Source organism: Acidiphilium iwatense (genome assembly GCF_021556475.1).
GTDB lineage: Bacteria > Pseudomonadota > Alphaproteobacteria > Acetobacterales > Acetobacteraceae > Acidiphilium > Acidiphilium iwatense.
The window spans coordinates 63,547-81,908 of record NZ_JAKGBZ010000005.1; the positions used below are offsets into that span (position 1 = coordinate 63,547).

At 64.5% G+C, this 18,362-nt stretch carries 19 protein-coding genes; 5 read left to right on the top strand and 14 right to left on the bottom strand.

From position 1 onward, the window contains the following. The first annotated feature begins 63 nt into the window (after positions 1-63). Positions 64-1,032: a GGDEF domain-containing protein gene (locus L2A60_RS04070; RefSeq protein ID WP_235703092.1), complete on the top strand. Its 969-nt coding sequence runs from the start codon at positions 64-66 to the stop codon at positions 1,030-1,032. A 15-nt stretch (positions 1,033-1,047) separates the two neighbouring features. Here L2A60_RS04070 and kch read toward each other — a convergent pair whose 3' ends face one another. The 14 genes from kch to L2A60_RS04140 form a co-directional block, all read right to left on the bottom strand. Further along, on the bottom strand, positions 1,048-2,286 hold the full coding sequence (gene kch, locus L2A60_RS04075) for a voltage-gated potassium channel protein (RefSeq protein ID WP_235703093.1): 1,239 nt from the start codon (positions 2,284-2,286) through the stop codon (positions 1,048-1,050). An 80-nt stretch (positions 2,287-2,366) separates the two neighbouring features. Continuing rightward, a complete protein-coding gene (gene purS / locus L2A60_RS04080) occupies positions 2,367-2,606 on the bottom strand; it encodes a phosphoribosylformylglycinamidine synthase subunit PurS (RefSeq protein WP_235703094.1) in 240 nt (79 codons plus the stop codon). Next, positions 2,603-3,367 (bottom strand): phosphoribosylaminoimidazolesuccinocarboxamide synthase, encoded by a 765-nt coding sequence (gene purC, locus L2A60_RS04085; RefSeq protein ID WP_235703095.1) that lies wholly within the window; start codon positions 3,365-3,367, stop codon positions 2,603-2,605. The genes purS and purC overlap by 4 nt, the downstream gene beginning before the upstream one ends. A 94-nt stretch (positions 3,368-3,461) precedes the next feature. Continuing rightward, entirely contained in the window at positions 3,462-3,983 is a 522-nt protein-coding gene (locus tag L2A60_RS04090) for a F0F1 ATP synthase subunit B family protein (protein ID WP_235703096.1), read from the bottom strand. Positions 3,984-3,995: 12 nt separating this feature from the next. Continuing rightward, on the bottom strand, positions 3,996-4,559 hold the full coding sequence (locus tag L2A60_RS04095; protein WP_235703097.1) for a F0F1 ATP synthase subunit B family protein: 564 nt from the start codon (positions 4,557-4,559) through the stop codon (positions 3,996-3,998). 28 nt (positions 4,560-4,587) lie between these two features. Continuing rightward, positions 4,588-4,821, bottom strand: a complete 234-nt coding sequence (locus tag L2A60_RS04100) for a F0F1 ATP synthase subunit C (protein WP_235703098.1) — start codon at positions 4,819-4,821, stop codon at positions 4,588-4,590. A gap of 82 nt (positions 4,822-4,903) precedes the next feature. Further along, positions 4,904-5,659 carry a F0F1 ATP synthase subunit A gene (locus L2A60_RS04105; RefSeq protein ID WP_235703099.1) on the bottom strand — a complete coding sequence of 252 codons (756 nt, stop codon included), beginning with the start codon at positions 5,657-5,659 and terminating at the stop codon, positions 4,904-4,906. A gap of 14 nt (positions 5,660-5,673) precedes the next feature. Then, positions 5,674-5,991 carry an AtpZ/AtpI family protein gene (locus L2A60_RS04110; RefSeq protein ID WP_235703100.1) on the bottom strand — a complete coding sequence of 106 codons (318 nt, stop codon included), beginning with the start codon at positions 5,989-5,991 and terminating at the stop codon, positions 5,674-5,676. Positions 5,992-6,079: 88 nt separating this feature from the next. Beyond that, a complete protein-coding gene (gene smc / locus L2A60_RS04115) occupies positions 6,080-9,577 on the bottom strand; it encodes a chromosome segregation protein SMC (RefSeq protein WP_235703101.1) in 3,498 nt (1,165 codons plus the stop codon). Positions 9,578-9,584: 7 nt separating this feature from the next. Beyond that, positions 9,585-10,196, bottom strand: a complete 612-nt coding sequence (locus L2A60_RS04120; protein ID WP_235703102.1) for a DsbA family protein — start codon at positions 10,194-10,196, stop codon at positions 9,585-9,587. Between the two features lie 222 nt (positions 10,197-10,418). Continuing rightward, positions 10,419-11,522 carry an ABC transporter ATP-binding protein gene (locus L2A60_RS04125; RefSeq protein WP_235703103.1) on the bottom strand — a complete coding sequence of 368 codons (1,104 nt, stop codon included), beginning with the start codon at positions 11,520-11,522 and terminating at the stop codon, positions 10,419-10,421. Further along, positions 11,522-12,358 (bottom strand): sn-glycerol-3-phosphate ABC transporter permease UgpE, encoded by an 837-nt coding sequence (gene ugpE, locus L2A60_RS04130; RefSeq protein WP_235703104.1) that lies wholly within the window; start codon positions 12,356-12,358, stop codon positions 11,522-11,524. The genes L2A60_RS04125 and ugpE overlap by 1 nt, the downstream gene beginning before the upstream one ends. Continuing rightward, positions 12,355-13,236, bottom strand: a complete 882-nt coding sequence (locus L2A60_RS04135) for an ABC transporter permease subunit (protein WP_235703105.1) — start codon at positions 13,234-13,236, stop codon at positions 12,355-12,357. Before L2A60_RS04135 ends, ugpE begins: the two co-directional genes overlap by 4 nt. 18 nt (positions 13,237-13,254) lie before the next feature. Continuing rightward, positions 13,255-14,583, bottom strand: a complete 1,329-nt coding sequence (locus L2A60_RS04140; RefSeq protein WP_235703106.1) for an extracellular solute-binding protein — start codon at positions 14,581-14,583, stop codon at positions 13,255-13,257. 155 nt (positions 14,584-14,738) lie between these two features. Here L2A60_RS04140 and L2A60_RS04145 point away from each other — a divergent pair, with 155 nt between their 5' ends. The 4 genes from L2A60_RS04145 to L2A60_RS04160 are packed head-to-tail and all read left to right on the top strand — an operon-like array spanning position 14,739 to position 18,351. After that, the gene (locus L2A60_RS04145) at positions 14,739-15,254 is read left to right on the top strand and encodes an adenine phosphoribosyltransferase (RefSeq protein WP_235703167.1); all 516 of its coding nucleotides are present in this window, start codon (positions 14,739-14,741) and stop codon (positions 15,252-15,254) included. Next, positions 15,255-16,349, top strand: a complete 1,095-nt coding sequence (locus tag L2A60_RS04150) for a hypothetical protein (RefSeq protein ID WP_235703107.1) — start codon at positions 15,255-15,257, stop codon at positions 16,347-16,349. Between the two features lie 35 nt (positions 16,350-16,384). Further along, a complete protein-coding gene (gene radA, locus L2A60_RS04155) occupies positions 16,385-17,788 on the top strand; it encodes a DNA repair protein RadA (RefSeq protein ID WP_235703108.1) in 1,404 nt (467 codons plus the stop codon). Further along, on the top strand, positions 17,785-18,351 hold the full coding sequence (locus L2A60_RS04160) for a CvpA family protein (protein ID WP_235703109.1): 567 nt from the start codon (positions 17,785-17,787) through the stop codon (positions 18,349-18,351). The genes radA and L2A60_RS04160 overlap by 4 nt, the downstream gene beginning before the upstream one ends. Positions 18,352-18,362 lie beyond the last annotated feature (11 nt).

Below are 18,362 nucleotides of genomic sequence, written 5' to 3' on the forward strand. Positions count from 1 at the left end.
CGCGCGAGGGCTGTCAACGGTCCGGTAACCAGCCATTTACTTCTCTGTGCCAGAACCGAGAGCATGAAGGATCATGAGAGCTCGCTTGGCAGATCCCCCGGTTTTGCTGCCGAATCTTTGGTCGGGGTTGAGGCGCGTTGCGGAACATTGGGCCGGCTGCTCGACAGTCTGACCGGTTTGCCCGATGCAGTGACGGCAAGTGCCGCCGCCTGTGCCCTGGTGGCGAGCGAACTCGCCGATGCCGGCATGGTTCTGGCATTTCGTCGGAACAAGGGAGCAAAGCGCCCCGATATCGTTCTCGCCGATTATCCGGCCGGGATCGGACTTGCCGATATCGCCGGCGCGGAAACCATGTCGGCGGCGGTTCCGCTGCGCGAGCATGATTCGGGAGATGCGGGAACCGCAATCCTGATCGCCTGGCGCAGCCGGGGTGATCGGCGGTTCAGTGCGGAGGAGCGGGAACTGCTCGTTCATGTCGCGCCGAAATTCGCGCCTCTGTGCGCCCGGCTGGTCGCGGATCGAGGCCAGCCGCGAACCGGCATTCTCGACCCGGAAACCGGGGTCTGGTCGTTGCCGCCATTTCTCGAACAGGCCGCCCGGCGATTCGACCGGCTCGATGTCGAGGATAGCGTCGGCACCATGTTCGCGTTCGGGTGGGTACGGTGCGATGGCTTGGCGGCTCCCGAGGCATCCTCCATCGTGGTGCGCAACTCGGTTGCCTGTCTTCAGGAGATGCTGAGGCCGGCCGATCTGATCGGCCGCATCGGGCCAACCAGGATCGGCGCATGGTGCGACGGCATCGATCATCTGATCGCCGCCGAACGCGGCGACCGGATCGTGACGAAGCTGGACGCACTGCTCTCCGGTTCGAGCCGTCACGCCGCGATTGGGATCGCCACGCGCTGGCCGCAATCGGGAGACGATCCGGCGACATTGCTTGCCCGTGCCCGGATCGGCCTCGAACAGGCGCGGCTTGCGGCGGCAACCCAGGCAAAGCCCGCCGTCCGCATCTGGCAATCTTCCGATCGTTGAGCCGAAGATGTGATTTCAGCCGCTCGCGGGTCTCACATCGAGGAACCGGCTCAACAGCCAATCGCCGTCGATCTTTTCCTCGGTCAAGGCCATTGCGAGAACCTCGCTGCCGAAAACCGGCGCCGCTAAAATCATATCGGGGCGCACCCTGCGGACCCGCTCAAGGTTTTTTCGCGTGCTGACGGCGGCGACCTTCTTCGCATCAGTACCCATTTCGTGAACCGCGAGAATAACGAAGGCGTTTTCCGAATCGTCGTCGGACAGGGCGAGGATCGCGCGTGCGTGCACGCCGCCCGCTTCGCGCAGCGTGTCGAGTTCGGTGGGGTCGCCGACGATGGTTTCGGCGTCGCCGAAACTTGCATCTTCATCCTCCACGATAACCAGCACGGCCTCGCCGCGCTGGCGCAGCTCGCGCACCGTGTTGCGCGCGAGCACGCCGTTGCCGCTGATGATGAAGTGATTGACCCGCTTCATTTTCCGTCTCCGTGGACCGATCGTTCTGTTGATCCGGCTTTGCAGGACCGGACCGATGACCGCAGTGAGCGCGGTAGCAAAGACGGTGAGCCCGAGGATGATCAAGGAGATGACGAACAGGCGGGCCTCGCCGCTCTTGGGCAGGATGTCGCCGTAACCGACGGTGGACATCGTAACGATTGTGAAATAGAATGCGTCCGGCAGATTGGTGATCGGCGGCGCGAAGCCCGCGCCGAGCAGATACGAGCCCAGCACGCCGTAAATCATCAGCACCAGAACCGAGGTGAGGGCGAACAAGGTGCCGGCCGCGAGCGACGAGCGCCGGAAGGCATCCCGTGCCAGCATCAACGCGACGAGCAGGACACAAATGTAGATCGTCTCGTAGGTCAGGATCGACCCTGAGGTATGGGCGATCGTGAGGATGAGCTGGGCGAGGGTGATTCCCAACGCCGAAAGCCAGGCAATGCGCGAACGCCCGAGCAGGCCGATGGCAATCAGGATTTGCAGGGCACCGACCAAGACCGTCGGCACGCCGGAGAGGATCAGGCGCGGAACGTGCCCCGCGATGGGCTGCAGCGCGTGAAACAGATCGCCGAGCTTGAGGTGCAGATATTCGGCCGCGTAACGCCGGATCGTCGGCAGGATGGCGAATATCCCGGCCCCTCCGACCGCCAGTGCGAGAGGCACCTGGGGAAACCAGAGATCCATTCTGAATCGCCGGTACCAGCGATGGTAGATCAGCCCGATTCGAGGGAATATCGCCCACAGAGTTTCACCCATGCGGCGTGACCGTCTGGCGATGCGCTCGGCCTGTCATGGCCGAAACATAAGCATCATCGGACGGAGCGACAATCAGGCGGTCAGGGCAGGCTGACCTCGAAGCGCTCGATCACGGTATTGGCAAGCAGCCTGCGCGCCATCGCCTCGGCGGTCGCACGTGCGGCAGACGCCTCGGTTTCCGCGAGTTCGATCTCGATCACCTTGCCGACGCGCACCTCGCCGACACCGGCAAAGCCGAGCCCTTCGAGCGCGTGGCCGATCGCCTTGCCCTGTGGGTCCAGAACGCCTTGCTTGAGGGTGACGGTGACGATCGCTTTCACTGCATGATCTCCGGGCCCTTCATGTCGCGCGTCCCCGCCTCGGGCAGGATGCCAAGGCGTTTGGCGACTTCCTGATAGGCTTCCTCGACCCGGCCGAGATCGCGCCGGAAGCGGTCCTTGTCCATCTTCTCGTTGGTCTTGGTGTCCCAGAGGCGGCAATTGTCGGGGCTGATCTCGTCGGCGAGGACGATTCGCATGTCCTCGTTCTCCCAGAGCCGGCCGAACTCGACCTTGAAATCGACCAGCATGATCCCGACGCCGAGGAACAGACCGGTCAGGAAGTCGTTGATTCTCAAAGTCAGATGGACGATGTCGTCCATGTCCTGCGGGCTCGCCCAGCCGAAAGCGCTGATATGCTCCTCGGCGACCATCGGGTCGTTCAGGGCGTCGTTCTTGTAATAATATTCGATGATGCTGCGGGGCAGGCGGGTGCCTTCGGCGATGCCGAGCCTCGTGCTCATGCTGCCCGCCGCGACGTTGCGCACCACGACCTCGATCGGGATGATTTCGACCTCGCGGATCAACTGCTCGCGCATGTTGAGGCGGCGGACGAAATGCGTCGGGATGCCGATTTCGGCGAGGCGCTGCATCAGGAATTCGCTGATCCGGTTGTTGAGTACGCCCTTGCCGGTGATCACGCCTTTCTTCTGGGCGTTGAACGCGGTTGCGTCATCCTTGAAATACTGCACCAGGGTGCCGGGCTCGGGGCCTTCGAACAGGATTTTTGCTTTGCCTTCGTAGAGCTGTCGGCGGCGAGCCATGGCTGAACCTCATGCGTCGGCGGAGGAGGATGGGATCGATGGCCTCCGGGCGGTTGGATATATCAATCCGCGCCGGTTCGCGCCATGGGCGCGATCAGGCGGCCTGTTTTCTGAGCGCGGCGGGAAGCTGCGCGATCGCCTGATCGATCAGAGGCGCATCGCGCGATTCGTCGATCGTCTCGCCAAGCAGCTTTTCCGCGGCCCGGCTGGCGAGCGATGCCGCCGCCTCGCGCACCTCGGCCACCGCGGCGTTTTCGGCGGCGGCGATCCGCTCGAGAGCCATCTGTTCGCGCCGCTTCGCCGCCGCCGCGGCATCGGCCAGCAACTCCTCCGCGAGCCGCTCGGCTTCGCGGCCGGCGAGGGCAAGCATGTCCTTGGCCTGGGCAAGTGCCGCTTCACGCCGCGCTTCGGCATCCCTGAGAATCACCTCGGCTTCCCCGCGCAAGCGCGCCGCCTCGTCAAGCTCGCGCCGGATGGCGGCGCTGCGTTGATCCAGCATGGTGACGACGGCGCCGACGATCTTGCGGCCGAAAAAACCCAGAAAGATCAGAACCGCGATGGTGACCCAGAAGGTTCCCTTGTCCCAGACGATACCGTGCAGGGCGGCATATTCCATGGCGTAATTCCTCTATCCCTGGGCCGAGGCCAGGGCGCGGTCGAGCCGTTCAGGGTCGGCCGGTTTGCCGGCGAGGCGAAGGATCAGGCTGGAGGCGACTTCTCGCGCGACGGGGGCGAGGGCTGCCATGGCCTGCTTCCGCGTGGCGTCGATCTCGGCTTCGGCGCGGGCGAGTTCGGCATCGAGGCGCTGGTTCAGGCGGTCCGACTGCGCGCGTGCGCGTGCCTTGGCGGTGCCGACCGCCTCGGCGATCGCCGCCTGGCTTTCCTCCCGCGCATTGCGGATCGCGAGATTGAGTTCGGCGACCGCGTGTTCGGCCTCGGCCTTGGCATGGCGGGCAACATCGAGGTCGGATTTGATGCGGTTCTGCCGATCCTCGATGACGCTGCCGAGTTGCGGCAGCGCCCAGCGCGAGAGCAGAAAATAGAGAACGATCATGATGATCGCCATCCACACCACCTGCGCGCCGGTCAGCGGGTTGGCGAAGTCCATCTGCGGCATCTGACCGTCGGCCGACGCCAGTGCCGGGGTCGCTGCGAGGGCAAAAGCGGCGAAGATGATCGTCAATCGGCGCATCGTGCGCTGTATCCTTATCCCGGCCGAATCAGGTGAACAGGATGATCAGCGCGATGACCAGCGCGTAGAGCGCCACCGCTTCGGTTAGCGCGAAGCCCAGCAGAACATCGCGGAACATCTTGTCGCGCGCTGCGGGGTTGCGGCCGACGGCACCGACGAATGAGCCGAACAGGTTGCCGATACCCACACCGGCGCCGGCGACTCCGATGGTGGCGAGGCCGGCACCGATGTCACGGGCGAGCAGGATGGAGTTGATAGCCATGAGGCGATTTCCTTTCAGCGTTCAGCGGTATTATGGCCGGTTCGGCCGGTAAAGCGCAACGGATCAACCCGACGAAACATCATCAGTGCAGATGGATCGCGTCGTGTAGGTAAAGGCAGGTCAGAACGGCGAACACATAGGCCTGCAGGAAGGCGACCAGGAATTCCAGCGCCGTCAGGGCGATATTGAGACCGAGCGGAATGATGGCGGCGACCACGCCCACGGCGCCGAGGCTCGCCACCAGCATGATCATGAAACCGGCGAACACTTCCCACATCACATGGCCTGCGGTGATGTTCGCGAACAGACGAACCGACAGCGAAATGGGCCGGGACAGGAACGAGACGATCTCGATCGGGATGAGCAGGGGCAGAAGCCAGCCCGGTACGCCGGGCGGCGAAAAGAATTTCAGGAACCCGATGCCGTGATACCAGAACCCGACGAGGGTGGAGAGCAGGAACACGAAAATGGCGAGCGCGCCGGTGATCGCGATATGGCTGGTGAAGGCGAAGAAATATGGAAAAAGACCAAGAAGATTGCCGACCAGGATGAAGCTGAACAGCATGAAGACGAACGGGAAAAACCTGCGCCCTTCCTCGCCGATCGTGTCGACCACCATCTGATGGACGAATTCGTAGCTCATCTCGGCCAGGCCCTGCATCCGGCCGGGAACCACGGCGCGGCGGCGCAGCGCCATGAAGCACAGAAGGGTAATGATCGCGGCGGCGAGCAGCATCATCTGGTTCGAATTGGTGAATTCGATCATCCGGCCGACCGGACCGAATGCGGTGGTGAGCTGGAACTGGCCCAGCGCGTCGATCGCCGATTTTTGCGTCATAGCGTCTCCTCCGGTCAGTCCTTCTTGGCCGGTCCCATCACCCGGATCACGTTACGCAGCCCCGCGGCGGCCCCGATGGGAACAAAGCCGATCATGAACCAGGGTGAACTATGGAACAGCCGATCGAGCCCATAACCGATCGCCACGGCGACGACCAGGGACGCCACCATTTCGGCACCCAGCCGCATCGCCAGACTGAACGGGTTAGGGCCATCCGCCTGCGGTTCCGCCACCGGCTTGGGCTTGTCGAGCCCGGCCCGGTTGCGCGCCGCGGCAAGACGCTGATCGAACGTGGTCCGATCATCATGTCCCTTAGCCGGATCGTCATCCATCATCACACCCCAACGCCCGCCTCGAAAGACGGCGAGGGGTTGCTACCGGCGCCGGTGGTTCAAGTCAACATATCGCGATCCCGGAATTCTACTCCGCGGCGAGGACGCGCGGGGGATCGACCATCGCTGCGGCCGCGCCCAGATCGACCGATAGCAGCCGCGAAACACCCCGCTCCTGCATGGTTACGCCATAGAGTCGGTCCATCCGCGCCATGGTCAGGTGATGATGGGTGACGACCAGAAAGCGCGTGCCGGTATCGCGGACCATATCGTCCAGCAAGGTGCAGAATCGGCCCACGTTGGCGTCGTCGAGCGGCGCATCCACCTCGTCGAGCACCGAGATCGGCGCCGGATTGCAGCGGAATACGCCGAAAATCAGCGACAGGGCGGTCAGCGCCTGCTCGCCGCCCGACAGAAGCGACAAAGTGGCCAGTTTCTTGCCGGGCGGTTCGGCGAAAATCTCGAGCCCGGCCTCGAGCGGGTCGTCCGAGCCGGTGAGGGCGAGATGGGCCCGCCCGCCGCCGAACATCCGGGTGAACAATGCCTGGAAATGCCGGTCGATCTCGGTGAACACGATGGAAAGCCGCTCGCGACCCTCGCGGTTGAGATGCCCGATCGAACCGCGCAGCTTGGCGATGGCGGTAGCGATTTCATCGCGGTCGCGCTCGATCGCGGCGATCCGGGCCTCGATCTCCGCGACCTCGATTTCGGCGCGCAGATTGACCGGCCCCATCTCGTCGCGCTCTTTGGTCAGGCGTTCGAAGCGCTTGCGGGCACGCTCGGCCAGTTCCGCCGTCGCCTCGGCGATCGGCGGCAGGGCGGCCTCGACTCCGAGACGTTCGAGAATCCGCTCGGCGACGGTTCCCCAGGCGTGATTGGCCTCTCTCACGACGGATTCGGCGCCGATCAGGGTTTCGCGCGCACGGGCGAATTGCTGCTCGGCCCGGCGAGCGGCATCGGCGGATTGCCGGCTTTGCGCTTCGGCCGAGGCGAGGGCGGACGCAGCCTCGCGATGGACCGCTTCGGCTTGGCGAAGCGATGCCTGGGCGCTATCGCGCGCTTCCGATCCGCCTGCTTCGAGCGTCAGGATTTCGAGCGCCGTGCGCGCTTCGTGCAAGCGCGCCGCCAGATCGGTGGTGCGAAAACCGGCATCCCTGGCGCGTTCGGTCCAATCCGCGCGTTCCCGGACGACCACGCCGAGCCGTTTGTCGAGTTGTTCGGCTTCGACGCGGAGGTGCTGGACCTGCTGGCGCGCCGCGGCGTCCTGCCGGCGGGCCTCGCCGAGTGCCAAACGCGCCTGCTCGACTGCCTGGCGGATCGTCCCGGCGTCGGCCAGACCGGCCAGATCGGCTTCGGCTTCCGCCAGAGTCTTTCGCGCATCCGCGAGTTCGGCTTCGAGCCGGGTGCGATCCTCCGAGCAAGTGGCTTCGCGTGTCGCCAGACGCTCGGCGTCGGTTGCGAGGCGGCTCGCAGCCTCGGTGCGGATACGTGCCTCGGTTCGGGCCCGATCCACACGGGACTCGGCTGTCTTGCGCCGCGCCCGAGCGTCGTCCTCAGATTTGCGGGCAGCCAATTCCGCCTGTTCGGCCGCGATGCGATCGGCCTTGGCGCGTTCCGCCGCGTCGCGCGCGTGATCGACCTCGCGGCGCAGCACCGCCAGCCGGTTGCGCTGGGCCAGCCGTATCGCCGCTTCGGTCGGAGCGCCGGCACGGGTGACGAAACCGTCCCAGCGCCAGACCGCGCCGTCGCTCGCCACAAGGCTTTGCCCCGGCGTTAGCTGAGTTTGCAGCGCATCCCCGTCGGCACCTTCGGGCAGAAGAAGAATATGGTCGAGGGCGCGGCGCAGCTCATCCGGCGCCTCGATCCGCTCCGACAGGCAATGCAGCGTGCTGGCAGCGTCGATCGCCGGCAGGGAGCGCCAGAACCGTGCTGCCGTGGACTTGGTGCCGGCGGCCAGTTCCTCGCGCAGCACGGCACCGAGCGCCGTTTCCATCCCTTCGGGAACGTCGATGCTGTCGAGAATCGGGTCGTCGTCCCGGCCGAATTTTTGCGCCAGAATAGCGGCCAATGCGTCGGCTTCGGCCAGGAGCCGCGAGTGAGCCGCCTCGGTGGCGAGTGCGGTACTGCGCACATCCGCAGTTTTCGCCGATGCGGCCAGCCGGGCTGCCTCGGCGTGACGGATGGTATTCTGAGCCTCTTCCAGCGATGTTTCGGCGCTTTGGCGTTCGGCCTCGGCCGCCTCGCGTTCGGCTTCGGCGGCGGCCAGCCGGTCGGGCGGGATCAGGGCGGCGCGGGCGCGTTCGTGAGCCTGTACGGCTTCGGTCGCTCGGTTATGCGCCTGGGTTGCCCGGTTCCGTGCATCCTTCAGGCGCAGATTGATCGCATCCTGCACCGCGCCAAGGCGGGCGGCCATCTCCGTTGCCTGTTGCGCATTCTGTTCCGCGTGTTCCATCGCCTCGGAGCCGCGTGCGGCGGCGTCGAGTGCCGCCGCCAGATTACCGGGAGCAGCGGCGCGTTCGGTTTCGAGCCGTTCGCGTTCGTCGGTCAGGCGTGCGATCGCGGCGGTCGCGTCGGCACCGAGACGTCCGGCGTGATCGTGATCGCGGATCAACGAGGCAAGCCGGCTTTCCGCCTCGGTGCGGGCCGCCTCCGCGCGGACGATTTCGGCTTCGACCTGTTCGGCCTGGATTCGGGCACGTTCGAGCCCGGTGCGCGCCTCGGCCTCCTGCGCGCGAAGCGCCGGCAAAGCCCCGCTTTGCTCGCCTTCATCGGCCAGCGCCGAATTGCATTCCGTCTGAGCGGCGGCAACGGCGGCTTCGGCCTCGGTCAAGGCGGTTTGCGCCCGGCTCCGCGCCTGTTCGGCGATCTGTTTCTCGATGGCAAGATATTCCGCCTCGGCGTCGCGGATCGCTCCCGAAAGATTGCGATAACGATTAGCCTGGCGGGCTTGCTTGCGAAGCTCGGCGAGGCGGGATTCCTGCTGGCCGCGCAGATCCGCGGCACGGGTGAGGTTTTGTTCCGCCGCGCGCAGTTTCAGTTCGGCCTCATGCCGGCGCGAATGCAAGCCGGTGATGCCGGCCGCTTCCTCGAGAACGGCGCGGCGCTCTTCGGGGCGCGCGTTGACCAGGGCGGAGATCTTCCCCTGGCTGATCAGCGCCGAACTGCGGGCGCCCGAGGCAAGATCGGCGAACAAGGTCGCCACATCGCGCGCCCGTGTCTCGCGCCCGTTCACCCGATAGAGGCTGCCGGAGCCGCGCTCGATCTTGCGGGAGATTTCGAGCTCCGGTTCGGCTTGAAAGGGCGCTGGGGCAAGACCCGCGGTTTCGGTGAGGATAACCGCGACCTCGGCAAGGCTGCGCGCCGGCCTCGCCATGGTGCCGGCGAAGATGACGTCGTCCATCTCGCCGCCGCGCAGCGATTTCGCGCTGGCCTCGCCCATCGCCCAGCGCAGCGCATCGACGACGTTGGATTTACCGCACCCGTTCGGCCCGACAATTCCGGTCAGGCCGGGGAGAATGTCGATCGTGGTGGCATCGGCGAAGCTCTTGAAACCGGCGATGCGCAGTCGGGCGAAGCGTGCGGGCAAATCCGGCCTATGCCTGCTTGATCATTTTCGAGAACTGGCGGAAATCCATGGCTCCCTCGTGTTTGCGGCCATCGACAATGAAGCTGGGGGTGGCGTTGACGTGATATTTCGTCTCGGCGCGTTTCTGTTCGTTCAGGATGAACGTTCTGAGCTTGGCATTGGCGATCGCCGCGTCGAACGAAGCGCGGTCCATGCCGGCAAGGGCGGCGTAGCGGAACAGCGCGTCCTGATATTGTTTTTTGGTTTTCAGATCGGAATTGAAGGCCCATTGATCCTGGCTCGCGAACAGCGCCGAGATGAACGGGTAATATTCGTGCGGCGGCAGGCTGCGGGCGACCTGGGCGGCCATCAACGCCACTGCATCAAGGGGAAAGTCTTTGAAAATATAGTAAAGTTTTCCAGTTTTCACATATACCGAAACAACTTTCGGCAGGACGCGCGTGGCGAAAAAGGCGCAATGCGGACAGGTCAGCGAAAAATATTCGATTACCGTTGCCGGCGCGGTGGATTTGCCGAGGCTGCGAACCCCGAACGGCTGCTTTGCGGCCGGGGTTTGCGTCGTGTCGGCGGCGAAGGCAGACATCGGGTCCAGGCCGGTCGCGAGACCCAATCCACCCACTACCCCTAGTAGCGTACGACGGTCGATTTGCATTTTTACCTCTATATATAGTGTAGCCGAAAGATTCGGCCGCGTCGAGCCAAAACCGTTCGCCGATTCACCCGACTGGTTCGCGGGAATGCCGCATCTCATATCCAACTCCGGGGAACCTGACGAGGCCGTTTGGCCTGAAGCACCGTCACATCGGCGTATGCGGGCGCATGAAAGCCGAAAAGGATTTGTTCATGGCATTGCCGGGGCGGAGAGGGCCGGCGTGAGCGGTTCAAGCCGTTTGCCGGACTCGGCATCGAAAACGTGGAGATAATGTGCGGGCAGGGAGATTTTGATGGTCTCGGCCGCCGGTGCCGGGCCAGCGACGCGGAGCATGAACTCCGATCCATCGGCGAGCCGGCCGTGGATCAGGGTCTCGGAACCGAGCGGCTCGATGAGTTCCACGGTCAGGGGCATGGCATCGGCGCCGGTCGAAAGCAGCGCGTGCTGCGGCCGGATACCGATGGTGATTCGGGTGTCGTCGGCTCCGGCTCTGGCGCCATCGGGGAGATCGACAGTCGGACCGGCATCGAGGCGGGCGGCAGTGCCGCCTGCGATCAGGGTCGCGGAACAAAAATTCATCGCGGGCTCACCGATGAAGCTCGCGACGTAACGATCCGCTGGTTTGTCGAACACTGCAGTAGGAGCGCCGATCTGTGCGGCGCGGCCTTCATGCATCACGATCAGCCGGTCCGCGAGGGTCATCGCCTCGATCTGGTCGTGGGTGACATAGAGACTGGTCACTTTGAGGCGTTTTTGCAGCTTGCGGATATCGGCGCGCACCTGGACGCGCAATTTAGCATCGAGATTGGATAACGGCTCGTCGAACAGAAACAGTTTGGGTTCGCGCACGATCGCCCGCCCCATCGCGACGCGCTGGCGCTGGCCGCCCGACAACTCGCGCGGCTTGCGCCCGAGCAGCGCGGAAAGCCCGAGCGTGTCGGCCGCCTCCTCGATCTTCCGGGCGATTTCGGGACGCTTCATGCCCTTGAGCTTCAGCCCATAGGCCATGTTGTCGAACACGCTCATATGCGGATAGAGCGCGTAGTTCTGAAACACCATGGCAATGTCGCGGCGCGCGGGATCGCGCCCTGTGATGTCCACGCCGTCGAGCAGGATGCGTCCGGCGCTGGGTTCCTCCAACCCGGCGACGAGGCGCAGAAGGGTCGATTTGCCGCAGCCGGACGCGCCGACGATGACCAGCATCTCACCGTCGGTCAGCGCGAGATCCACGCCGTGAAGCACGGTTGTCTTGCCGAATCGCTTGGCGAGGCCTTGAAGTTCCAGCGTAGCCATTATTTGTCCGCTTCGGTGAGGCCGCGCACGAACCAGCGCTGCATCGCGATCACGACCAGAACCGGCGGGATGAGGGCGAGGATGGTGGCTGCCATGACGAAATTCCATTGCGGCAGGGCTTCGGGGTTGATCATCTGCACGATGCCGAGCACGATGGTGTCGAGCCGACCATTGGTCGCGACCAGCAGCGGCCACAGATACTGATTCCAGCCATAGATGAACAGGATCACGAACAGGGCGGCGAGATTGGCGCCCGACACCGGAAGCAGAATGTCGAAGAAGAAGCGCATCGGGCCGGCGCCGTCGAGCTTGGCGGCTTCGACCAATTCGTCGGGGATGGTGAGGAAGACCTGGCGAAACAGCAATGTCGCGGTTGCCGAGGCGATTAGTGGCATGGTCAGGCCGGTGAAGGTGTTGATCAGATGAAAATCCGACATCACCGAATAGGTCGGAATGATCCGAACCTCGACGGGCAGCATCAGGGTGATGAAGATCAGCCAGAACGCAAGCATGCGGAACGGGAAGCGGAAAAACGCGATGGCGAAGGCAGATAGCGCGGAAATCGCGATTTTCCCGATCGCGATGCCCAGCGCCATGCCGAAACTGACCAGCAGCATGTGCCAGACCGGCACGCCGCCTTTCGCCGCATTGCCGAGGCCGAGGGCCTGGACGAACACGACCAGGCCGGACAGGCGCGGGATCAGAGAGATGTCACCGCGATTGATCGCCGCCGCCGATTGGGTGGCGCCCGCGAAGGTGACCCAGATCGGGAAGATGAAGATCAGAACGCCCATCAGCAGGATCGCGTGGGCGAGATAATCGGGCTTGCGAGTCACGAGACTGCTCGCTTGCCGGTGTAGCGGAACTGGATCGCGGTGAGGCCGACGATGATCGCCATCAGGATCACCGATTGCGCGGCGGAACCGCCGAGGTCGAGATTGATCACCCCGTCGCGATAGACTTTGACGACGAGCGTTTCGGTCGCGGTGCCGGGACCGCCCGCAGTGAGTGCGAAGATCAATGCGAAAGTGTCGAACGCCGCGTAAACGAAATTCACGATGATCAGAAAGAACGTCGTCGGTGTCAGGAGCGGCCAGATCATGGTGCGGAACCGGTGGAAACCGCGTGCGCCGTCCAGCGTCGCGGCCTCGATCACCGAGCGCGGCACCGATTGCAGCCCGGCGACGTAGAAGATGAAGTTATAGCTCACCTGCTTCCACGCGGCGATCAGGATGATCAGCAGGAATGCCTGGCCGCCATTGGTCGCGTAGTCGAAATCGATACCGAGACGGCCGAGCAGGTTGGTGATCAGGCCGATCTGCGGCTGGAGCAGGAAAACGAAAATCACCGAGGCGATTGCCGGCGCGATCGCGTAGGGCCAGATCAGCAGCGTGCGGTAGATCGCCCGGCCCTTGATCGCGCGATCCGCGAAAACAGCGAGGACGAGCCCGGCCGCCATCGCCAGAACCGTGACCGCGACGCAAAAAACGCCGGTTCGGATCATCGCGTGCTGATAAAGATTCGAGCGTGCGAGATGGAGGAAATTGGCGAATCCGACGAAACTGGTGTGCAGCCCGAACGCATCGGTCGCGCGCACGCTTTCGGCAAAGGCTTTATAGGCCGGCAGGATGAAAAACAGGATCGTGATGGCAAGCTGGGGCAGCACGAGAACGGCCGGCAGAAGCCGGCCGTTGAACAAAGTACGCCGTTCCATTGCCGATCCTGGCGACGATCAGGCGTGGGCGGTCCGGGCGAACCGATCGACCATCGCCTGAGCGCGGCGCTGCGCCCGCGCCAGGGCGGTATGCGCCGAAGCGCCGTTCTGGATCGCCCGCTCCCATTCCTCTTCGATGATCACACGGATTTCCGGCATGCCGCCGAGCCTGATACCGCGCGAATATTTGGTCACCTGGCTACGGGTCAGCTGTTTGACTGCGATATCGGTGCCCGGATTCGCCGCATAAAAGCCTTGCTTGGTGATCAGCGCATTGCCCGCTTCGGTGACCGGCACATAGCCGGTCGCCTCGGCCCAGCCGGCATCGTTCTTCGGCGTGCTGATGAAGCGGAAGAATTCAGCGACGGCGTGGTATTCGGTCTTGCTGCGATGCGGCGCGGTCATCGCCCAGAAGGCGGCGCCCCCGATGATCGAGTTGATCGGTTTCTTGATGACGGAAGGATGGTAGGGAAGATAGGTATCGGAGAATTTGAATTTCGCGCTCTGCTTGAGCTGGCCGTAGATCGAGGATGAATCGAAGGTGATGGCGGCCTTGCCGGCATAGAAGATCGGGCTCGGTGCGCCGTCGCGGCCTTCGTATTTGAACAGGCCTTCCTTTTGCATCGAGAGCAGCGTGCCGAGATTCTTCACGAAGGGCGCGGAATCGATCATCAGTTTCGGCTTAGGACCGCCGAACCCGTCGTTCAGGGTCGCGTATTCGACGTTATGGATCGCGGCGAACTGCTCGAAATGCACCCAGGTCGGCCAGGAGGTCATGACCGGGATTTCCGCCGCTCCCCTGGCCTTGACCGCGCGCGCGGCCTTGATCACGTCGCCCCAGGTGGCGAGCGGGGTTTTCGGATCGAGCCCGGCTTTTTCGAAAGCGTCTTCGTTGATCCACATCACCGCGGTCGAGGAATTGAACGGGGCGGCGCCCATCCGGCCATCGTTCAGACTGTAATAGCCGCGAACGGCGGGGATATAGGTCGCGGGCTCGATGGCGACGCCGGTCATCTCGGCCAGCTTCCATACATCGACCACGGCGCGGCCGGCGGCGAGCATGTCGGCGGTGCCGACATCGAACACCTGAGCGATCGAGGGCGCCTTGCCGGCACGCCACGCGGCGATGGTCGCGGTCAGCACCTCGGGGTAGGAACCTTTATAGACCGCCTCGACCTGTGCCGCCGACTGGCTTTTGTTGAAAGCATCGACGATGGATTGCAGCTTCTGGCCAAGCGCGCCACTCATTGCGTGCCAGAGGGTGATTGTGGTGGGTGCTGTGGCGCGGGCCGTGGCGGCGACCATGGCGGTCGCGGGTGCGGCGGCGATCAATGTGCGGCGTTTCATTGTGAATTCCCCTCGATTCGTTTGAGATGCGCCGCTTAGCGCGGCTTGATGACACACGGATGACATATCAGTTAAGGAGGCATGACAATAGGGGGTTCGGCGGTCGTATGCCGCCGCTGGTTTGCCACCCGCGCCGGCTCGGCTATACGAGCCCGATGAATCTGAAAGACCATATACGCGGCGTCCCGGATTTTCCGAAGCCCGGAATCCTGTTCTACGACATCTCGACATTGTTGCGGAACGCCGATGCGTGGCAGGTCGCGATGGGGCGGCTGGCCAAGCTGGTGCGCGCCCATCATCCCGATATTCTCGCCGGGGTCGAAAGCCGAGGGTTTCTGCTGGCCGCGCCGCTTGCGCTCAAGCTCGGATGCGGGTTCATTATGCTGCGCAAGCGCGGCAAGCTGCCGGGACCGATCGTCGCGCTCGACTATGATCTCGAATACGGCACAGATCGGATCGAGATTCAGGCGGACGCGATTCAGCCGGGCCAGCGCGCGGTCGTGGTCGATGATCTGCTCGCGACCGGCGGCACCATGGCGGCCGGGATAGCATTGCTGAGAAAGGTTGGCGCCGAAGTGCCGGCGGCGGCCGCGCTGATCGAACTTGAATTCCTCAAGGGACGAGACAGGCTCGATGTGCCGTTCGAAGTGCTGGTCACCTACGATAAATAGATGTCCGCCGGGTCTGGCCTGATGCGGCGGCGGGCGCTTCTGCGGGTGATCGGCGCGGGCCTCGCCGGGTCGGCGATGGTTCGGCCGGGCTTTGCCGGAAGCCCGGCCATCATCGCCGACCAGGATGGCGGATCGAGAGCCCGATATAACATCCTGGTTGGCGGCCCGCACGGCGGCCGGATGGATCGCTGGGCCAGGGCGTCGGCGCTGGGGATGCGGACGGCTCTGTCGGCGCACGCGCCGATCCAGTTGCGTACGGTCGGCGGCCAGGACGGTGTGACCGGAGCGAACCGGCTGCAAACGCTGGTAGTGCCGAACGGGCAGACTGCCGCGATATTGCCGGGGGAGGCGTCCATCGCCTTTTTGGCTGGCGATCCGCGCGTGCATTTCCAGCCGGGCGACTGGATACAAGTGATGGCCGGATTGAGCGCGGCCCTGCTGATCCTGCGCGGCGGGCTGGGTCGTCTGTCCGAATCGGCGCCGATCCGGCTTGCCGCCGCCTCGCCCGAAAGCCCCGATCTCGCGGCACTCCTGGCCTTCCAGCGCCTTGGTGCCAGCGTAGTGCCCATCTTCGGTCTGCGGGGTGCCGCCGCCGTTGCGCGTGCCTTTGCGGCGGGCGAGGCCGATGCGGTCCTGCTGACCGGCGAAGAGATTCCCGCCGATGCGGCGCCGTTGGCCGCTGAAGGCGGCATCCCGGTCGGCACGCTGGGGATTGCCGGCGAATCGGGCGATATCGTGCGCGATCCTCTGTTTCCACATTTGCCGACGATTCATGAGATCGCCGATAATCGCGGCGCGCCCGGCTTGTCGCAACCGTTGGATCAAGCCTATCGCGCCGTTGCCGCCGCCAGCCGGATCGATTTCATGCTTGTCCTGCCGCATCTGACGACATCGGCCAAAGTGGCGATCTGGCGCCAGGCCGCCGTCGCGGCGGTTGCCTCGCCGGCCTTGCAGTCGGCGGCGGCGGCAAGCGCAATCAGCCTCACGGCCGATGGCGGTGCAGCGTCGGCGCTTGCCCCGCTCGATCTGCCATCGGGCGCGCTGCTCGCCTTGCGCGAATTCATGTTCCAGCGCCTCGGATGGCGCCCGTCGTGATGCGTGAGCGTCAGCCTGTCTTGGCGGAGCGCTGATTGGCCCGCGCCGCTCTACGTTTCGTCTGCTCCTCATGCGGTGCGGCGGTTCCGAAATGGACCGGCCGCTGCGAGGCATGCGGCGAATGGAACACGCTCGAGCCGGAAACGCCGGCGCCCGGAGTGACATCCCGCCGGGCCGGACGTTCGGCCGGACGCGGAGTCGATTTCGTCGGCCTGGCGGGAGAAACGCCGCTTCCTGAACGGGTTCCGCTTGGAATCGCCGAATTCGACCGGGTGTTGGGCGGCGGCATGGTGCCGGCTTCGGCGATCCTGGTCGGCGGCGACCCCGGCATCGGCAAATCGACATTGCTGCTTCAGGCCGCCGCGAGGCTGGCGGGTGCGGGAAAGCGGGTTCTTTATATCTCGGGCGAGGAATCGGTCGCGCAGATCCGGCTGCGCGCCGAACGGCTGGGGTTGCGCGGTGCCCCTGTCAACCTCGCCTCGGCAACCGTCCTTGCCGATATCCTGGCGGCCCTCGATGCGGAACGGGACGTGGCGATGGTCGTGATCGACAGTATCCAGACGATCTGGGACGAGACGGTCGAATCAGCTCCCGGCACCGTCACCCAGGTGCGCGCCAACGCGTTCGCCCTGATCCGTGCGGCCAAAACGCAAGGTTTCGCATTGATGCTGGTGGGGCACGTCACCAAGGAGGGAGCGCTCGCCGGACCGCGCGTGATGGAGCACATGGTCGATGTCGTGCTGCATTTCGAAGGCGATCGCGGGCATCAGTTCAGGATTTTGCGTGGTGCGAAGAATCGCTTCGGTGCGACCGACGAGATCGGCGTTTTCGAGATGACCGGGCGCGGCCTTGCGGAAGTCGCCAATCCGTCGGCGCTGTTTCTTGCCGAGCGGCACGGGAATGTCGCCGGCAGCGCGGTCTTTGCCGGGTTGGAGGGATCACGTCCGGTTCTGATGGAGGTTCAGGCGCTGCTCGCCGCCAATCCCGGCGGATCGGCGCGGCGTTCGGTGATCGGCTGGGATCAGGGCAGGCTGTCGATGCTGCTCGCCGTGCTGGACGCGCGCTGCGGTGTGAAACTCTCGGCGCAGGATGTTTATTTAAATATCGCGGGCGGATTGCGCGTTTCCGAACCGGCGGCGGATCTTGCGGTGGCGGCGGCGCTGGTTTCGGCGGCGACCGGAGTGCCGACCGATCCCGAGACGGTCTTTTTCGGCGAGATCGGGTTGTCCGGCGAGTTGCGTCAGGTCGCACAGGCCGAATTGCGGCTCAAGGAAGCGGCAAAGCTCGGTTTCGCGCGCGCGGCTTTGCCTCGGCGGGTTGCGGGAGGGACGCGCCGCATCGCGGCACCCGACGGGATTGCGCTTGCGGAATACGGCCATCTCAGCGACCTGGTCGCGGCGACGGCAGGTCGGGTGCCGATGGAGGAGGATGAACGATGACCTGGGTGGACATTGCCGCGCTCGGCATCATTCTGCTATCCGGCCTTCTTGCCTTGGCGCGCGGGTTCGTGCGGGAGGTTCTCGGCATATTGGCATGGATCGGTGCGGGGATGGCCGCGTTAGAATTCTATCCCGATATCGAGCCGCAACTGGCGGGCTTCATCCATCAGCCGAAGCTGATCCTGCCGTTGTCGATCGGGCTTGTGTTCATCGTCGTGCTGATCGTTCTGTCGATCATCAGTACCTGGCTCGGCTCGATGGTGCGGGACTCCGTTCTGTCGGGCCTCGATCGCACGCTCGGGCTTGCGTTCGGGCTGGTGCGCGGGGCGGTGATCGTCTGCCTCTGCTATATCGGCCTGTCGATCTTCCTCCAGCCATCGGAATGGCCGGCGGGCATTACCAAGGCGAAATTGCTACCTTATGCCGCGGGTGGTTCGGTATGGCTCGTCGATTTTCTGCCACCGGCCTATCGTCCGCATATCGACAGGCGGCCCAAGGCTGCGTCGTTGCCGCCACCCGCAACGCCGCCTGCTTCCCAGGGGGCGGCCAATGGCTCGCAGTAGGTCCTGCCATG